This window comes from Demequina sp. NBRC 110052 (genome assembly GCF_002090075.1).
In the GTDB taxonomy this organism is placed as follows: Bacteria; Actinomycetota; Actinomycetes; order Actinomycetales; family Demequinaceae; genus Demequina.
Genome location: NZ_BBRI01000003.1, coordinates 703,332 through 720,327, shown reverse-complemented (window position 1 = coordinate 720,327; position 16,996 = coordinate 703,332). Strand labels below are relative to the sequence as shown.

Annotated in this window: 15 protein-coding genes; 9 read left to right on the top strand and 6 right to left on the bottom strand. The window is 69.0% G+C overall.

Translation table 11 applies throughout. The features are described from left to right. Window positions 1-78 precede the first annotated feature (78 nt). The gene (locus B7K21_RS10855) at window positions 79-759 is read left to right on the top strand and encodes an MOSC domain-containing protein (RefSeq protein WP_084075432.1); all 681 of its coding nucleotides are present in this window, start codon (window positions 79-81) and stop codon (window positions 757-759) included. A 6-nt stretch (window positions 760-765) separates the two neighbouring features. Here the strand turns inward: B7K21_RS10855 and purB are convergent, their stop codons facing one another. Both purB and B7K21_RS10845 read right to left on the bottom strand, forming a co-directional pair. Further along, on the bottom strand, window positions 766-2,175 hold the full coding sequence (purB, locus tag B7K21_RS10850) for an adenylosuccinate lyase (RefSeq protein ID WP_084075431.1): 1,410 nt from the start codon (window positions 2,173-2,175) through the stop codon (window positions 766-768). A gap of 42 nt (window positions 2,176-2,217) precedes the next feature. Then, window positions 2,218-2,613: a phage holin family protein gene (locus B7K21_RS10845; protein ID WP_159448500.1), complete on the bottom strand. Its 396-nt coding sequence runs from the start codon at window positions 2,611-2,613 to the stop codon at window positions 2,218-2,220. A 57-nt stretch (window positions 2,614-2,670) separates the two neighbouring features. On the opposite strand from B7K21_RS10845, the gene hisC reads away from it, so the two are divergent. From hisC to B7K21_RS10805, 8 genes are all read left to right on the top strand, one after another. Beyond that, on the top strand, window positions 2,671-3,750 hold the full coding sequence (hisC, locus tag B7K21_RS10840) for a histidinol-phosphate transaminase (RefSeq protein WP_084075429.1): 1,080 nt from the start codon (window positions 2,671-2,673) through the stop codon (window positions 3,748-3,750). A gap of 110 nt (window positions 3,751-3,860) precedes the next feature. Next, window positions 3,861-4,502, top strand: a complete 642-nt coding sequence (locus B7K21_RS10835; protein WP_084075428.1) for a DUF805 domain-containing protein — start codon at window positions 3,861-3,863, stop codon at window positions 4,500-4,502. Between the two features lie 83 nt (window positions 4,503-4,585). Continuing rightward, on the top strand, window positions 4,586-5,575 hold the full coding sequence (locus B7K21_RS10830) for a glycosyltransferase family 2 protein (RefSeq protein WP_084075427.1): 990 nt from the start codon (window positions 4,586-4,588) through the stop codon (window positions 5,573-5,575). Continuing rightward, window positions 5,572-6,390 (top strand): glycosyltransferase, encoded by an 819-nt coding sequence (locus tag B7K21_RS10825; protein WP_084075426.1) that lies wholly within the window; start codon window positions 5,572-5,574, stop codon window positions 6,388-6,390. The genes B7K21_RS10830 and B7K21_RS10825 overlap by 4 nt, the downstream gene beginning before the upstream one ends. A 242-nt stretch (window positions 6,391-6,632) precedes the next feature. Beyond that, the gene (locus tag B7K21_RS10820) at window positions 6,633-7,184 is read left to right on the top strand and encodes a hypothetical protein (RefSeq protein WP_084075425.1); all 552 of its coding nucleotides are present in this window, start codon (window positions 6,633-6,635) and stop codon (window positions 7,182-7,184) included. After that, complete coding sequence (locus B7K21_RS10815) at window positions 7,181-9,727, top strand: LGFP repeat-containing protein (RefSeq protein ID WP_084075424.1); 2,547 nt, start codon at window positions 7,181-7,183, stop codon at window positions 9,725-9,727. The genes B7K21_RS10820 and B7K21_RS10815 overlap by 4 nt, the downstream gene beginning before the upstream one ends. Before the next feature lie 35 nt (window positions 9,728-9,762). Beyond that, the gene (locus B7K21_RS10810; protein ID WP_159448499.1) at window positions 9,763-11,202 is read left to right on the top strand and encodes a lipopolysaccharide biosynthesis protein; all 1,440 of its coding nucleotides are present in this window, start codon (window positions 9,763-9,765) and stop codon (window positions 11,200-11,202) included. Window positions 11,203-11,332: 130 nt separating this feature from the next. Beyond that, window positions 11,333-12,472, top strand: coding sequence for a glycosyltransferase family 4 protein (locus B7K21_RS10805; RefSeq protein ID WP_159448498.1), 1,140 nt, complete (start codon window positions 11,333-11,335; stop codon window positions 12,470-12,472). A gap of 7 nt (window positions 12,473-12,479) precedes the next feature. Here B7K21_RS10805 and B7K21_RS10800 read toward each other — a convergent pair whose 3' ends face one another. The 4 genes from B7K21_RS10800 to B7K21_RS10785 all read right to left on the bottom strand — a co-directional run bounded on the left by B7K21_RS10800 (window position 12,480) and on the right by B7K21_RS10785 (window position 16,986). After that, window positions 12,480-13,505, bottom strand: a complete 1,026-nt coding sequence (locus B7K21_RS10800; RefSeq protein ID WP_144016187.1) for an SDR family NAD(P)-dependent oxidoreductase — start codon at window positions 13,503-13,505, stop codon at window positions 12,480-12,482. Between the two features lie 120 nt (window positions 13,506-13,625). Then, window positions 13,626-14,819: a glycosyltransferase gene (locus B7K21_RS10795; protein WP_084075420.1), complete on the bottom strand. Its 1,194-nt coding sequence runs from the start codon at window positions 14,817-14,819 to the stop codon at window positions 13,626-13,628. Further along, on the bottom strand, window positions 14,819-15,988 hold the full coding sequence (locus B7K21_RS10790; RefSeq protein WP_159448497.1) for a glycosyltransferase family 4 protein: 1,170 nt from the start codon (window positions 15,986-15,988) through the stop codon (window positions 14,819-14,821). The genes B7K21_RS10795 and B7K21_RS10790 overlap by 1 nt, the downstream gene beginning before the upstream one ends. A 71-nt stretch (window positions 15,989-16,059) precedes the next feature. Beyond that, entirely contained in the window at window positions 16,060-16,986 is a 927-nt protein-coding gene (locus B7K21_RS10785; protein ID WP_084075500.1) for a glycosyltransferase, read from the bottom strand. Window positions 16,987-16,996: the final 10 nt, after the last annotated feature.

The window sequence follows — 16,996 nt, the reverse complement described above, 5'->3', positions numbered from 1 at the left end:
CAACTGTAACGACCGCGACGAGCCCGCTGTGCCTCAGAGTTCGCGCAGAACCGCGCGCTCTGCGCCTAGGGTGGCGGCATGCGCGTCGCGTCCATTCGTCGATACCCCGTGAAGTCCATGGCGGGCGAATCCCTGGGATCCGTCGAGCTCGACGCGCGCGGTCTCGTGGGGGATCGGGCGTGGGCGGTGCGCGACGAAGACTCGCGCCTCGCGTCAGGGAAGAGCACCAGACGCATGGTGCGGCGGGACGCGGTCTTCGGCTTCTCCGCGCGGACCATGCCCGACGGTGTGGTCGTCTCCGACGGCGCCCGCACCTGGGAGGCCGGGTCACCCCAGCTGGATGCGTCGCTCACAGACGCGATGGAGGCTCCTGTGGCGCTCGCGCGCGAGAGCGACGTGAAGCACTTCGACGACGGCTCCGTCTCACTGATCGGCACCGGCACCTTGGAGTGGTGCGCACGCGAGCTGGGAGTGGATGCGGATCCGCGTCGCCTGCGCGTGAACCTCGTGGTGGAGACGGACGAGCCGTTCGTCGAGGAGACGTGGTTCGGCCGTGCGCTCGCGATCGGTGGCGTGGTGCTGGCGCCGGTGCAGCGGATCGAGCGGTGCCGCACGATCGACCTCGCGCAGGACGGGGTTGCCGCGAGCACACGATGGCTCACGGCGCTGGGCGCGTCGAGGGACCTGCGCGTCGCGGTCTACTGCGACGTGGCGACGCCGGGGACGCTCGCCGTGGGCGACGAGGTGCTGCTCGGCTGAGGAGGCTCAGTCGAGGAAGCGGTCCACGAGCGTCTCCGCGAGTCCCACATAGGAACCCGGAGTGAGCGCGGACAGGCGGTTCTTGGTCTCGGCGGGCAGTTCGAGGCCGCCCACGAACTCCTGGATCGCCCCAGCGTCGATCGCCTGACCGCGCGTGAGGTCTTTGAGGCGCTCGTACGGGTTCTCCATGCCGGGCACGCCCGCGATCGCAGCCGCGCGCATGGCGGACTGGATCGGCTCCGCGAGCACCTCCCACGAGGCGTCGAGATCGGCGGCAAGGGCTGCCTCGTTCACGGTGAGCGTCCCCAGACCGCGGCGCACGTTGTCGATCGCGAGCAGCGAGTGGCCGAACGCGGGCCCGATGTTGCGCTGGCTCGACGAGTCCGTGAGGTCGCGCTGCAGGCGGCTCGTCACGAGCGTCGCGCCCAGGGTGTCGAGCAGGGCGGCCGAGATCTCAAGGTTGGCCTCGGCGTTCTCGAAGCGGATCGGGTTGATCTTGTGCGGCATGGCCGACGAGCCGATCGAGCCCTTGGTGGTGGCCTGCGCGAAGTAGCCGAGCGACACGTACGTCCACACGTCCGTCGCGAGGTTGTGGAGGATCCGACCGAACCGCGCGACGTCCGCGTACAGCTCGGCCTGCCAGTCGTGGCTCTCGATCTGCGTCGTCAACGGATTCCAGGTCAGGCCCAGGTGCTCGACGAACGTGCGCGAGATCTCGACCCAGTCCGTGCCGGGCACCGCCGCAGTGTGCGCGCCGAACGTGCCGGTCGCACCGTTGATCTTGCCCAGGTACTCCTGACCCTCGATGCGGCGAAGCTGGCGGCCCAGGCGGTGCGCGAGCACCGCGAACTCCTTGCCCAGCGTGGTCGGCGTGGCGGTCTGACCGTGCGTGCGCGAGAGCATCGGAGTGGCCTTGGCGCCGACCGCGAGCGCAGCGACATCGGCGACCACGCCCTGGGCGGCGGGGAGCCAGACCTGCTCCACCGCGCCCTTGACCATGAGCGCGTAGGAGAGGTTGTTGATGTCCTCCGACGTGCAGGCGAAGTGCACCAGCTCGCTCAGCGGCTCGAGCGACGTGCCCTTGATGCGTGCCTTGATGACGTACTCGACGGCCTTGACGTCGTGCACGGTGACCTTCTCGAAGTCCGCGTGCTCCTGGATCGTCTGAGCGTCGAAGCCGGCCGGTATCCCGCGCAGCAGCGTGACCTCGTCGTCCGTGAGGGGGCGTACTCCTGGGACGGCGTCGCGTGCGCACAGGTGGATGAACCACTCGACCTCCACGTGCAGGCGCATGCGGTTGAGCGCCGGCTCCGAGAGGTGGTCCACGAGGCCGGCCACCGCGCCGCGGTAGCGGCCGTCGAGCGGTCCAAGGGCGATGGGGGGAGCGATGTCGGCGAGGCGGGTCCAGTCGTTCACGCCGTCATTGTTCCATGGTGCGCGCGTGCGCACGCGGGTGCGTCAGCGACGCTTGTCCGCTCCCGGGATGATCGCGCTCAGCACTGCGGTGGCGAGCGAGATCACGAGCGCCGCGAACAGCGTCATCCAGAAGCCGCCGATCTCGAGCGTCGCGAAGTCGACGAACTCGGTGATCCACGCGGCGAGCCACAGGATGAACCAGCTGATCACGAGGCCGAAGAGCCCGAGCGTCAGGATCTTGAACGGCAGCCCGAGCACGTCGAGGATCGGCTTGAGCAGCTCGTTCAGCGCGGTGATGACGAGCCCGATGAACAGGAACACGAGCGCGCGGTGCCACCACTCGTCGCCCTCGCCGCCGTGCACGGCGACATCGAGGGGGAGCAGGGTGACGACCCAGACGGCGATGGCGGAGATGGCGACCTGGAGCAGGAACCTCATGGCCGTCATCCTTTCACGCCCCGAGGGGCCGTCAGGGCGGCGTGCCATGCTAGGCACATGTCTTCTCCTGCGCCCCGTCCCGTGATCGCCTCGATGCCTCGCTACGTGCCGGGAGCGCGGGGTGAAGTCGGGGGACCGGAGCCGATCAAGCTCTCGAGCAATGAGATGCCCTTCGGGCCGCTGGAGTCGGTGCGCGAGGTCATCGCCGGTGCGAGCGCGGGGGTGAACCGCTACCCCGACATGTTCTCCGTGGACCTCACCGAGCGGATCGCGGTGCGTCTGGGCCTGGAGCCCGCGCAGGTGGTCGTGGGCGGCGGCTCGGTCGCGGTGCTGGGGCACATCCTGCAGGCGTACTGCGGCATCGGCGACGAGGTGATGTTCGCGTGGCGCAGCTTCGAGGCGTACCCGATCCTCACCCAGCTCACGGGCGCGAGCCCCATCATGATCCCGCTCACGGGCGAGGCGGAGCACGATCTGCTGTCGATGGCTGCGGCGATCTCGGACCGCACCAAGGTGGTCATGGTCTGCTCGCCGAACAACCCCACGGGCCCGGTGATCTCGGCGGAGGCCTTCGAGGAGTTCATGCAGCAGGTGCCGTCCACGGTGCTGGTGGTCCTCGACGAGGCGTACGGCGAGTTCGTGCGCGCCCCGTACGTCGTGAACGGGCTCGATGCTCTCACGCGCTATCCCAACCTCGTGCTGCTGCGCACCTTCTCCAAGGCCTACGGGCTCGCGGGGCTGCGCGTGGGCTACGCCGCCGGACCCGAGGACGTCATCGCGCACGTGCGCACGTGCGTCACGCCGTTCTCCGTGAACAGCCTCGCGCAGACGGCGGCCATCGCGTCGCTCGACGCCGAGCAGGAACTGCTCGAACGCGTGGAGCAGGTCGTCGCCGAGCGCATCCGCGTCCACGAGGCGCTCACGGCCCAGGGCTGGACCGTCCCGGCGTCGGAGGGCAACTTCGTGTGGATCGCCGCGCGCGAGAACACCGATGCGGTGGTCGAGGCAGCGACCGCTGCCGAACGCCCGCTGCTCGTCCGCCCGTTCGCGGGCGAGGGCGTACGCATCACGATCGGCACCCCCGAGGAGAACGACGCGATGCTCGCCGCCCTCGACGGCCTTCACTTCCGCGCCTAGCCCCTCTCTACCAGGGGCGACGTCCCTACGGGGAAGGCATGCACTCCGTACCGCGTTGACCTCCCCAGGTGCACCGGCGGACCGGCCGCCGGGCGGACTGGGAGGGAACCATGCTCGCCACGACGGTGGACGTCACCAGCATCGACACTGATGAGGCCACGCGGACGCTGTCCGAATGGCTGGACCAGGCCGGAACGGTCGCGATCATCGCGGCCGTGGCCGTCTTCGTGCTCACCGTGGTGATCGGCGTCGCGATCGCCAAGAAGGCCGGCTACTCCGGCTGGTGGGGCGCTTTCGCCACGCTGGTGCCGGTGATCGGATGGCTGCTCCTGCTGCTCTTCGCTCTCCTCAAGTGGCCCGCACTGAAGGAGCGTGACGAGGCCCTCACCGTGCTGCGCGAGCGCGGGATCCCCCTGCCCTCGCACGAGCGTGCCGCGCTCAAGGAGGAGGAGCGCATGCGTGAGCGCGAGGCGCAGGCCCGCCGCGACATGGAGCGTGCACAGGCGCAGCGAGCCAAGGCCGAAGCGGAACGTGAGAGTCTGCGCGCGCGCGCCGACGAGGAGGCGACGGCGTCTCGCGAGAGCGCCGCAGCGAGCGCGCCAGAGCCCGAGTCCGACCCCGGATCGACCACCGGCGCGGGAGCGGCAGGCGACCCGGCCCCGGCGTCGGGCGAGCACACGACCGAGGGTCCCCGCGCGTCGGGCCCGGCCGACGAGACCACCTCGGGGGATGCCCCGCGCGACCGCGCATAGCTCGCTCGTCCTGACCGCGGCACCCGGCCGCCCCGTATCCTGGTCTCCGCGCCCGCCGGGCGCGGGGGCCGGAAGGGGTGCGCATGACCGACGCGAAGCCGCGCGTCGCTGCCGTCGTCGTCGCATACAACCGGGCCGAACTCTTGCGCGAGGCGCTTGAGGCGATCCGCACTCAGAGCCTTCCCGTCGCGGCGATGGTGGTCGTCGACAACGCCTCGACGGATGCCACCGGCGAGGTCGCCGCGGAGTTCGCACCATGGGCGCATGTGGACACCCTGGCCCGCAACACCGGCGGCGCCGGGGGCTTCGCAGTCGGCATCGCGCGTGCGATGGAGCTGCTCGACGGTGACTCCGACGTTGCCGGACCCGCGTTCGTGTGGATCATGGACGACGACTCGATCCCTACGCCCACCGCGCTCGAGGAGCTCGTCGCCGGCGTGCAGGCAGCCGGCGCGTCGGTCGGGGCCTCGAAGGTCGTGTGGCACGACGGACGCGAGCACCCCATGAACACCCCGCGCGAGCGCCCTGGCGCCTCCCGCGCGCAGCGGGCCAGGGCCGCCGAGGCTCGTGCCATCACCGTGCGCTCGGCATCTTTCGTCTCGATGCTCGCGTCCGCGGACGCGGTACATGCGGAGGGTCTGCCGGTCGTCGACTACTTCATCTGGAACGACGACTTCGAGTACTCCACGCGACTGCTGCGCCACCGCGACGGCGTGCACGTCCCCGCGTCAGTCGTGGTGCACAAGACCGCGAAGTTCGGTTCGACCGACGCGGACCCCGGCCCGCGCTTCTACTACGAGGTGCGCAACAAGCTGTGGATGCTGCGGCGCTCGCGGTCGCTCTCGCCGTTCGAGAAGTGCGTGTACGGCGCCTCGTCGGTGCTGCGATGGCTCCGCACCGCGGCGGGATCGTCCGACCGTGCAGTGCTGCGCGACGCCTTCGGGCGCGGGTGGCGCGACGGCTGGCGCACCGCGCCCCGGCCCAACGTGGAGGCCCTCGCGGACCTCGGCACCGAGGTCGCCACTCTGGTCGAGAGGTACGACGCACGTCCCGCGGGCACGGACCGCGCATGAGCGCCACTCCGTTCTCGCTGCTGCTGCCCGTGTACGCGGGCGACGACGCGACGCAGCTGCGCGCCGCGTTTCGCAGCTCCGTCGACGACCAGACGCTTCCTCCCAGCGAGGTGGTGATCGTCCGCGACGGTCCCGTGCCCGACGCCGTGGCGGACGCCATCGCCGACCTCGCCGCAGCGTCGGACGTGCCCGTGCGGGTCGTCGAGCTCGAGGCGAATGTAGGCCTCGCCGCTGCGCTGGAGGCCGGACTGGCGGTGTGCGCGCACGACGTGGTCGCACGGATGGATGCCGACGACCTGTCGCTGCCCGAGCGGTTCGCGCGGCAGCTGGCGCTCCTCGACACGGGGCTTGACCTCGTCGGGTCTGGCCTCGTCGAGTTCTCGGGGTCGCTCGAGCACCGCGGCGCCGTGCGCACGCCGCCCGTGGGAGCGAACATCGCGGCGTATGCGCGCTTCCATCAGCCGTTCAACCACCCGACCGTCGTCTACCGCCGCTCGGTGGTCGCGTCGGTCGGCGGCTACGCGGAGATGGGCCGCATGGAGGACTACTGGCTGTTCGCGCGCATGATCCACGCCGGTGCGCGCGTGGACAACGTGCCCGACGCGTTGCTCGGCTACCGCGTCGACGCCGGCGCGTATGCGCGGCGTGGGGGGCTCGCGCTGCTGCGCTCCGAGCTCGCCCTCCAGCGCGCGCTTCGCGCGATCGGCTTCACCACACGCGCGCAGTACGCGCGCAACCTGGTGGTGCGTGGTGGCTACCGGCTCGTGCCCGAGCGGCTGAGGCGACTCGCCTACAGGGCGCGGTTCACGGGCTGACGGCGCCCTGACCGGGGCTCGGCGCGGCGGGCGGATCCGCATGCCGGCGAGAAGTTCCTGGATGTGACGTGTGCGACACCTGGCTCTCCATCCGGCCGAGCCGCCGTCGAAACGGGCGCGCGCATGGTTACCATGTGGGCGTCCGTCCCAGGTCCGCTCGGCTGTGCCCCCGGCCGTGCCCGGGCCCCAGGGCGACGCGCGCCACCGTGCGCCGCCCGCCCGCACCCACTGGAGGTCCCACGATGCGCCGCACCGCCCGAGCCGCCGCGCTCGCCGCCGCATCCGCCGCCGTGCTCGCCCTCAGCGGCTGCCTCGGCGACGTGGACGTGCCCACGCCCAGCGTCACCGCCACCGCTCCCTCGCCCTCGGCCACCGCGTCGGGCACTGCCTCGCCGACCCCCTCGGCCACGCCAAGCGACGACCGCAACGACCCCGGAGACGGCGTCGCGACCGACGACCCGATCGCCACCCCCACGCCCACGGGCGACCAGGAGCGGGCGACGGTGAACGTCTCGCTCACCCGCTACGGCACCGAGGGCGGCTCGTTCGTCGCCGCGGCGGTCATCGCAGGCGTCGTCGAGTCGACCGGCACGTGCACCATGACGCTCACCTCGGGCGCCACCACGCTCACCGCGTCGGGAGCAGGGGCGCCATCCGCGACGACCACCGACTGCGCCGCGGGGCTCGCGATCCCCCTGTCCTCGCTCTCGTCAGGTACCTGGACGCTCGTCATCTCGTACGATTCCGCAGGCTTCGCGGGCTCAAGCAGCCCCGAACAGGTGACGATCTCATGAGCATGACGATTCGCCGCGTGCTGGCGGCGGTGCTCACGGCCGCCGTGACGCTGACCGGTGCCCTCGCGATGCAGTTCGCGCAGGCAGCGCAAGCGCAGGCGGTGACGACCGCGGGCTTCGATCCGGGCATGATCATGAGCGACTCGGTCTTCTACGACTCGAACGCGATGACCGCGTCGGAGATCCAGACCTTCCTCAACAAGAAGGTCCCGACATGTCACCCCGAGTGGGACAACAACCCGAGCGACATCGTCTGCATCAAGGACTACGTGACGTCGACCGTCGCGAAGAACACGGTCATGACCTCCGGGGGCACCGTGCTGTGCACCGCCGTCGACGCGCGCAGCGGAGTCACGGCCGCGCAGGTGATCGACATCGTCGCGCGCGCCTGCGGAGTCAGCCAGAAGGTGCTGATCGTGCTCCTCCAGAAGGAGCAGGGCCTAATCACGCACCAGTGGCCGAGCTCGTACCGCTACGACAAGGCCACCGGGTACGCGTGCCCCGACACTGCGCCGTGCGACGCGCAGTACTTCGGCCTGTTCAACCAGCTCTACAACGCCGCACTGCAGTTCAAGCGCTACAAGGCGTACCCCACGAGCTACGGCTATCGCGCGGGACAGACGAACTTCATCGCCTACCACCCATACACCTACTCGACCGGCGCCTGCAGCAGGGCGAGCGTGTACATCCAGAACCAGGCCACCGCCGGTCTGTACAACTACACGCCGTACGTGCCGAACCAGGCCGCGCTCAACGCTGGCTACGGAACGGGCGACACCTGCAGCTCGTACGGCAACCGCAACTTCTATCTGTACTTCACCGACTGGTTCGGGTCCACGCGCGGCATCGACGTGGGCGTCCACGTGCTCGAGTACTACAACGCGATCGGCGGAGCGACCAAGACTGGCGTGCAGACCGCCGCCGAGGTGGCACTCGCAGGCGGCTGGTATCAGGAGTTCACGAACGGCACGATCTACGTGTCCGTCAATGGTGAGACTGCGTACATGCGCAAGGGCTACGCCTTCTCGAACGCGTACGCCGCCGCGGGTGGACCCGGAGGCTCGTGGGGATGGCCGCTCGGCAGCGAGTTCTCGATCACCGGCGGCTCGCAGCAGGAGTTCCAGCACGTCATCGCGACCTGGACCTCGGCGACCGGCGTCACCACCAAGCCCAGCGACACCGGCGAGGGCGTCGGAGCCCACGTGCTCGAGACCTACTTCGCCATCGGTGGGAAGTACCGGACCGGGGCACCGTCTGGTGACGAGGTCGCATTGGATGGCGGCTGGTACCAGGTGTTTGCCAACGGCACGATCTACGTGACGGCCAATGGCGAGACCGCGTACATGCGCAAGGGCTACGCCTTCTCGAACGCGTACGCCGCCGCGGGCGGACCGGCAGGCTCGTGGGGATGGCCGCTCGGCAGCGAGTTCTCGATCACCGGCGGCTCGCAGCAGGAGTTCCAGAAGGTCACCGCCAACTGGACCTCGGCGACCGGCGTCACCACCAAGCCCAGCGACACCGCCGAGGGCGTCGGCGAGCACGTTGTCGACACCTACTACCTCATCGGCGGCAAGAACCGCGTCGGTGCCCCCGCGGGCGACGAGGTCGCGCTCGATGGCGGCTGGTATCAGGTATTCGCCAACGGCACGATCTACGTGACCGCGGAGGGCGAGACCGCGTACATGCGCAAGGGCTATGCCTTCGCGATCGCCTATGCCGCCGCTGGCGGACCCGCAGGCGCGTGGGGCTGGCCGCTCGGCAGTGAGTTCTCCATCACGGGAGGCTCACGCCAGGAGTTCCAGAAGGTCACCGCCACCTGGACCTCCGCGAAGGGCGTCACCGTGACGGTGCGCGACACCGCTGAGGGCGTCGGCTCTCACATCGTCGACGCGTACACCGCGGCCGGGGGAAGCGCCACCACCGGAGCGCCCACCGCCACCGAGGTCGCGATCGGAGGTGGCTGGTACCAGGTGTTCGCCAACGGCACGATCTACGTGACCGTCGAGGGCGAGAAGACCTACATGCGCAAGGGCTATGCCTTCGCGATCGCCTACGCAGCTGCCGGAGGCCCTGCAGGGTCGTGGGGCTGGCCCCTTGGCAACGAGTACGGCATCACCGGCGGCAGCCAGCAGAAGTTCCAGAACGTCACCGCGACGTGGACTTCTGCGAACGGTGTGACGACCCAGAGCACCGCGCCCGACCCGGTGTACACCGTCAAGTACGGAATCCTCAGCGCCTACAACGCTCGTGGCGGGGAGGCGGTCATCGGCAAGCCGATCGGTCCCGAGACCGCCATCAGCGGCGGCTGGTACCAGCAGTTCGAAAAGGGCACCATCTACTGGACCACCAGCGGTGTCGGCAGCTACCTGCGCAAGGGCTACGCCTTCGCCGGTGCCTACGCCGCGGCAGGCGGCCCGACGGGCTCGTGGGGCTTCCCGCTCGGCGACGAGTTCCGCGTCGATTCCTCCACGACGCGACAGAACTTCCAGAAGGTCGTCGCCACCTGGACGAACGCCACCGGCGTCACCGTCAAGGCTCGCTGAACCGCGCGACACCGGCACGGTGGGAGGATGTCGGGGTGAGTGACAACCTGCGCGCCGGTACCCGCGGCGCGAGCACGATCATCGTGTTCCAGGCCGCGAGGATCCTGGTTCAGCTCGCCTCGATTCCGCTGCTGGCGCGCCTGCTCGAGCCTGAGGCATTCGGGCTCATCGCCATGGTGGCTGTCGCGATCTCTCTGGGCGACTTGCTGCGCGACATGGGCATCTCGACCGCGTCGCTCAAGGCGCGAGAGCTCACGCACCAGCAGGCGAGCAATCTCTTCTGGATCAACGGCACACTCGGCGCCCTGGGCGCAGTGCTCCTCGCCGCGGCCACCCCGCTTCTCGTGCGACTCTACGACGAGCCGCTCCTGGGTGCGGTGGTGCCCGTCCTGGCGCTCGTCCTGCTGTTCAACGGCTTCCAGGTGCAGCTCAAGGTCCAGCTCGCGCGCGCCAATCGCTACGTCGCGATCGGCGCGATCGAGACCGGCGCGCAGGGCGCCGCGCTGGTGGTGGCCGTGGTCGCGGCTCTCGCCGGTGCGTCGTACTGGGCGTTGGTGGGTCAGCTCATGACGAACTCGCTCGTCCTGCTCGTCGCCTGCCTGATCGCGACACGCTGGCGACCCGTCGCACCCCGACGCGGCGTGCAGACGCGCCCCTTGGTGACTGACGGTCTGCGCATCGGCGTCTCTAACTTCCTCACCTACATCGCCAATTACGCCCCCACCGCGATCATCGGCGTCCGGTACTCGTCAGCACAGGTGGGCTTCTACGAGCGCGCCTATCAGCTTGTGGTCGTGCCTCTGCAGTCAATCCTCACGCCGCTCAACCACGTAGTCGTCCCCACCCTGTCGCGAGAACGCGACGATCGCGGCCGACTCTTCGACATCCTCGTGCAGGTCCAGCTGCTGATCGGTTTCGCCGGAGTGCTTCTCTACGGCGTCGCTGCCGGGACCGCGCCCGCGCTCGTCCCGTTCGTTCTCGGCGACTCGTGGAGCGAGTCGGTCCCCGTGCTCGCCATCCTCGCGACCGGCGGAGCGTTCACGGTGCTCGCCTTCGTGAACTTCTGGGCATTCCTCGCATACGACCGGGAGCGCACCCTCATGCGTTTCGCCCTGGTCACCAAGCCGCTCTCGGTGCTGCTCGTGCTCGTGGGCTCTGCGCAGGGCATCGAGGGAGCGGCAGTCGGGTATGCGGTCGGCGAGTTCCTCAGCTGGCCCATCGGGCTGCTGTGGCTCCGCTACGACCTGCGTCTGCCGGTGTCCAAGCTGGTGCGCGGCGGTGCGCTGATCGTCGCACTGTTCGCCGTCGCAGCCGGGTCCGCACGGTTCGTGGTGACGGGCACCGCGCACTGGCCGCACGTGCTGTCGCTTATCGTCGCCACGCTCACGGCTGCCGCGCTCAACGGCGCGATCGTTGCTGCGCTGCCCCACACGCGCCGACGCCTGATCGCCACCGTCGCTCTCCTGCGCCGCTGATATCGCCTGGCGCCCGGCACCCCGTGACGCGGTGGGCCAGCCCCAGTCGGCCTCGAGGCCGCCGGTAGACTTGCGGAGGCGCGCACGGAGCCGTTCTCCGTCGATGAACCCCTTCCCGCGAGGTGCCCCCATGGCCTACCACGTGCTCACGCACACCTTCTTCCCGATCGTCGGCGGCGCCGAGGTAGGGATCCACGAGATCTTCAAGCGCTTCCCTGTGGAGCCGAAGGTATCGATAGTCACGCCGATCCCCGCGGCCGGGGCTGGTGACTTCACGGCCGACGACCTGACGCGCGACGCGAGCTACGAGGTCGTGCGTCTACGCGACACACCGCGTGGTGACTCGGTATTCGCGAAGGTGGGCGACGTGCTCGCGTGGCGACAGATCCGCTACTTGTGGCGGCACCGTTCCACCGCGAAGCAGGACACTGTGAACCTGCACTATGCCTTCCCCCATGGGTTCGCGGCGATCGCCGCGCGGCTGCTCGGCTATCGCGTGGTGATCGCGCTCGTCGGGCGCACAGACGTGCTCTCGGAGATCCCGTGGTGGATGCGCGCGCACGCCGAGCTCGCGCTCCGCGCGGCGCACCAGGTGATCACGATCTCCGAGTTCGACACGCAGCGCACGCGCTGGTCCTCGCGCGCCACGGTGATCCCCTATGGTGCCGACGCTGCCTACTTCCAGGCGCCAGATGCGCGGGCCGTCGGTGAGCTTCGCGCCTCGTGGGATGCCGAGGGCCGCACGGTGTTGCTGGCAGTGCAGCGGCTCGCGCCCGTCAAGGCAGTGGACAAGGTCATCGAGGCGGTGCGTGTGCTCGCCGCCGACGAGCCGGATCGCTACCGCCTCGTCATCGTCGGTCGAGGCTCGGAGATGGAACGGCTGCGGCGTCTCGCGGAAGGACTCGAGGAGACGGTGCGGTTCGTCGGCTATGTCTCCGAGGAGGACCTGCCTGCGCACTACGCCGCGGCTGACGTGTTCGTCTCGCACTCGATGTACGAGACCTTCGGGGTCATGTTCGCGCAAGCGATGGCGAGCGGCAAGCCGATCGTCGCGGCGCGCACGTCATGCATCTCGGAGGTGGTGCCGCATGGCGAGGTGGGACTGCTCGTCGAGCCCGGGGACACGGCGGGGTTCGCTGCGGCGGTCTCGCGCATCACGGACGATGCTGCGCTGCGCGACCGGTTGGGCGCGGCCGGTCGCGCCCGTGCGGAGGCCAGGTACCGCTGGGAGGACGTTGCGTCCGCCTACGAGACCGCGCTCCGACGCTGAGCAGGCGTCAGGACCTCTCGTCGCGGTAGTACTCGGCGTACCACCGCGCGAAGCGCGACAGACCCTCGTCCATCCCGACCGTTGGCGCGAAGCCAAGATCGCGGCTGGACTCCTCGATATCGGCGAATGTCTGATAGACGTCGCCCACCTGCATCGGCAAGTCCTTGCGCTGCAGAGGTGTCGTGAGGAGATCGTTGTCGCGCAGGCAGCGCTCAAGCGTGAGGATGAAGTCGCCGAGCTTCTCCGGATGCGAGTTGCCCAGGTTGTAGACCTTGTGCGGAACCCCGGCGGGAACAACCTCTGCGCCGCGGTCGATCACTGACAGGACTCCCGCGACGATGTCGTCGATGTAGGTGAAGTCGCGCAGCATGTCGCCGCCGTTGTACACCTCGATCGCGTCACCCTTGACGAGCCTGTTGGTGAACTTGAAGTACGCCATGTCGGGTCGCCCCATGGGCCCATAAACGGTGAAGAAGCGCAGCCCGACGGACGGGAGGCCGAACGCTGAGGAGTAGGCGTGGGCCATCAGCTCGTTCGACTTCTTGGTCGCCGCGTACAGCGAGACGGGCTCGTCGGACTTCTGCGCCACCGAGTAGGGAGCGTCCGCACTGTCGCCGTACACCGACGACGACGACGCGTACACGAGATGGGTCAGTGCGGCGCCCGACTCGACCTGCGCGCGGCACGCCTCGAGGATCGAGAGGAAGCCCACCAGGTTCGACTGGACGTACACGTCGGGACGCTCAAGCGAGTAGCGCACGCCGGCCTGCGCTGCGAGGTTCACGACGACGTAAGGGTCTACGTCGGATACCAGCTGCTTGACCGCGTCGGCGTCGGCGATATCGAGACGGTGCATGGTGAAGGACTCGTGCGCCTCAAGACGTGCGGCACGGGCATCCTTCAGGGCGACGTCGTAGTAGTCGTTGAAGTTGTCCACACCCACCACGGTCGCGCCGCGAGCAAGCAGGGCCTCGCACGTGGCCCAGCCGATGAAGCCTGCCGCACCCGTCACGATCACACGCTGATCGACCACGTCCCACTCATTCCACTCTGTCTGAGAGGGGCGGCAAGGCGCCCCGCAACGGACGTTCACACTACCACCGAGGCGTGCTCGAACCGGGCGCCGAACGGCCCGGAGCGGTCACTGAGACGACTAGGACGCGCGGCGCGCGAGAACCTCGTCGAAGACCCCCAGAAGGCGATCCATGAAGACCTCAGGAGTATTGTCGCGGGTCACACGGTCGTATCCATGCGCGACCGCCCCCTCGTACTCCTCGTCCGTCAAGTCCCACGTGCGCTCGAGGCACGCGAGGAGCTCTCCATCGACGGTGATGTCGAACATCCACTCGGGCCGCTCGATGAGCTCGGGGATGCCCCCGCGGTTGGCGCCGATCACGAGAGTCCGGTTCGCCTGGGCTTCGAGCACCGTGTTCGGGTAGTTCTCCTGCCACAGGGACGGGACCACCACGCAGTGGATCGTCGGTAGCAGCGCCATGATCGCGGGATTGTCGAGCCGGCCGAGGTGCTCGACCTGGGGCACTCGCGCGAGCCATGTGTCGATCTCGCTCGCGAAGTCCTCGTGCACCCCGCCCGCGAGCAGCAGACGCGCATCGGGCCGACTGGCGGCGAACGCCTCCCAGGCGAGCAGCAGCTCCACGATGCCCTTGCGCTTGGAGATGTTCCCGTAGAACAGGTAGTCCCGCGTGTCCCCCGGTGTATTCCGCTCCTCCTCGGGAACCAGCACGTCGAAGTCGAACGGATTGGGAAGCCCTCGGGTCGCCAGCCCGTTCCCCGTCGCAGTCTCGGCGAGCGCGCTGCTGGGGCACAGGAACTGGTCGACGACCCGCGCCCGCTGCGGATTGAAGGACCTGAGCCCAAGCAGCTGGATCCGCTGGAACGTCGAGATGCCGCAGCGCGCGACGCAGTCGTTGGTGGCGTATCCCTCGCAGGCGCGCATCTCTCGATCCACCGCCGTGCCCTTGGGGCATACCGTCGCGTAATCACGGATGGTCTGCACCACGGGCACCTCGCCGACCGACCGCAGCATGCTCACGCCCGTCTTCCACATGTTGTTCACGTGGATCAGGTCGGGCTGGAACTCGCGCACGACCCGACGGATCCTCATGACGAGCGTGGGGTCTGGAAGGAACTGTTGCGCACCCATGCGCGGAATGGAGCGGCGGATCGGGAAGTTCGTGTGCTCGTCGGTGTCGACGCTGGCCACGCCATGATCGAAGGTGAGGACCTTGGCGACGTGACCCCGCTGTCGCAGCAGCTTCGCCTCGCGGAAGGTCTGAAGCTCGGCGCCACCTTCGCGAGCGAGGTCATTGACGATGAGGACGCGCATCACTTGACCCCCCGGAGAGCCTCGACAGTTGCGCGCAGGTAGGCGTCCAAGCGCTCGACGGTCCGTGTCACTGTCTTGGTCACCACCGCATCGTCGTACCAGTCCCTGGTGGAGCGGCGCAGATCCGTTCCGCCCGAGGCAGCCCGCACGATAGCTGCTGCCAGGTCCTCCGCGGCGATCGAGGGCGCGACGAAGCCGTTCACGCCCTCCTCCACGAGCTCCATCGCCGCATTGTCCGGGTCGGCGACGAGCACACTCGGGGTCCCGCGACCAGCAGCCTCGACGACGACAAGTCCGTAGCCCTCCCGCTTCGAAGGGTTGACGAGCGCACTCGCACCGCCCATCAGCTCCGCGAGCTCGCTCTCTGAGACGAAGCCGGGCATCGTCGCCCATCCTTCGGCGCCTGCGGCAGCGATCGCCGCCTCGACCCGTGGCGTCGTCGGGCCCTTGCCGAGGATCACGAGACGAAGCTCGGGGAGAGCCTGACGAGCGATGGCGACCGCCGCGGGAAGTGCCTCGACGCGCTTGTCGGCGATGTGACGACCCGCGTACACGATGTAAGGAGGCGCATCGGCCTCGGCCCTCGCCTCGACCTGCGCAGGATTGTCGATGAGGCCTGGGCTGCGGAGCATGGTGCCCCGGAAGCGCTCTACGCGGAGCCGGTCCTCAGTGAGGAGAGAGTGACAGGACGCCGCGGGGGACGCGAGCACCGCGAACCGCTGCAGCACCCACGCGACGGTGCCGACGACCCCTCCGGAGTACTCGAGCCACTGCTTGCGGCCCCACACCTCGAGGTAGTCGGCGACGATGGCTGTGCGCGAGCCGGCCAGCGCAATCCTGGCGGCGAAGAGATTGAGCACGGGCAGCGCCGAGACCACGACCGCATCGAGGCTGCGCCGACGCTTGCGGAGCGCCTTGAAGAGCGCCCACGCGAACACCAGGGCACTCTGAGGCCGCCGCACGCCGTCGGCGTCGTACAAGTGCAGGCCGGGCGAGATCTGCGTTGCCCGGAAGCCTGCGGGAGCCTCAGCCGTGGTCGGATCGACGGCAGTGAGGTACTCGACATCGTGGCCAAGCGCGCCCAGGTCGCGGGCCATCGCTCCGTAGAGACGCTCTCCACCGCCGGTGGTGACGGGGAAGTAGCAGTCGAAGACGATCGCGATCTTCACTTCGAAGGTCCTTTCGGGCCGCGCGGACATGGCGGCGCCTGATGCCGCAGGCAGGCTCAGCGTGGAGTGCCTCAGCGCGGCGGGGAGTGCAGCAGGTAGATGAGACGACCGTGCTCGCGACGCGAGCGCAGCACTCCGTCGAGCACGAGGCCGATCGCGAACGCGAGGGCGCCGAGGATCAGCGCGGTGATCGTGAGCGAGACCGTGGGGATGCGCAGCACCTCGCCCGTGTCGAGATAGTCGAGCACGACGGGAATGCCGAGGATGATGCCGATCACCGTCATGGCGACGGCGATCCATCCGAAGAACAGCAGCGGGCGCTCGTGCCGGATGAGCTGGCCGATGAGGCGCAAGATGCGGAAGCCGTCGTGGTAGGTGCGGAGCTTGCTCTCGCTGCCCTCGGGCCGGTCCTTGAAGCCCACCTCGACCTCCGTCTGCGGCACTCGCAGGCTCATGGCGTGCACCGTGAGCTCGGTCTCGATCTCGAACTCGCGCGACAGTGCGGGGAAGCTCTTGACGAAGCGCCGAGACATGACGCGGTAGCCGGAGAGCATGTCGGAGACCTGGTTGCCGAAGATGCTTCCGGTGAGGTAGTTGAAGCCGCGGTTGCCCAGCGCGTGTCCGGGGCGGTACGCGGTGTCCGAGACCTCGCGACGCACCCCGAGCACGTGGTCGTAGGGGCCATCGAGAAGGGTGTCGATCATTCCCGGGAGCGCGTCCACCGAGTAGGTGTCGTCGCCATCGATCATCACGTAGATGTCGGCCTCGACATCGGCGAACGCGCGGCGCACGACGCTGCCCTTGCCCTGCGCAGTCTCGAGCCGGACGATCGCTCCGGCCTCCTCGGCCACCCGGCGGGTCTGGTCCGTGCTGTTGTTGTCGTACACGTAGACGACGATGCCTGGAACCGCGGCGAGCAGGTCTCGCACGACCGTGCCTACGGCGAGTTCTTCGTTGTAGCAGGGGACGATTGCGGCGATGACTCGCTCCGACGACATGGTCACCCAA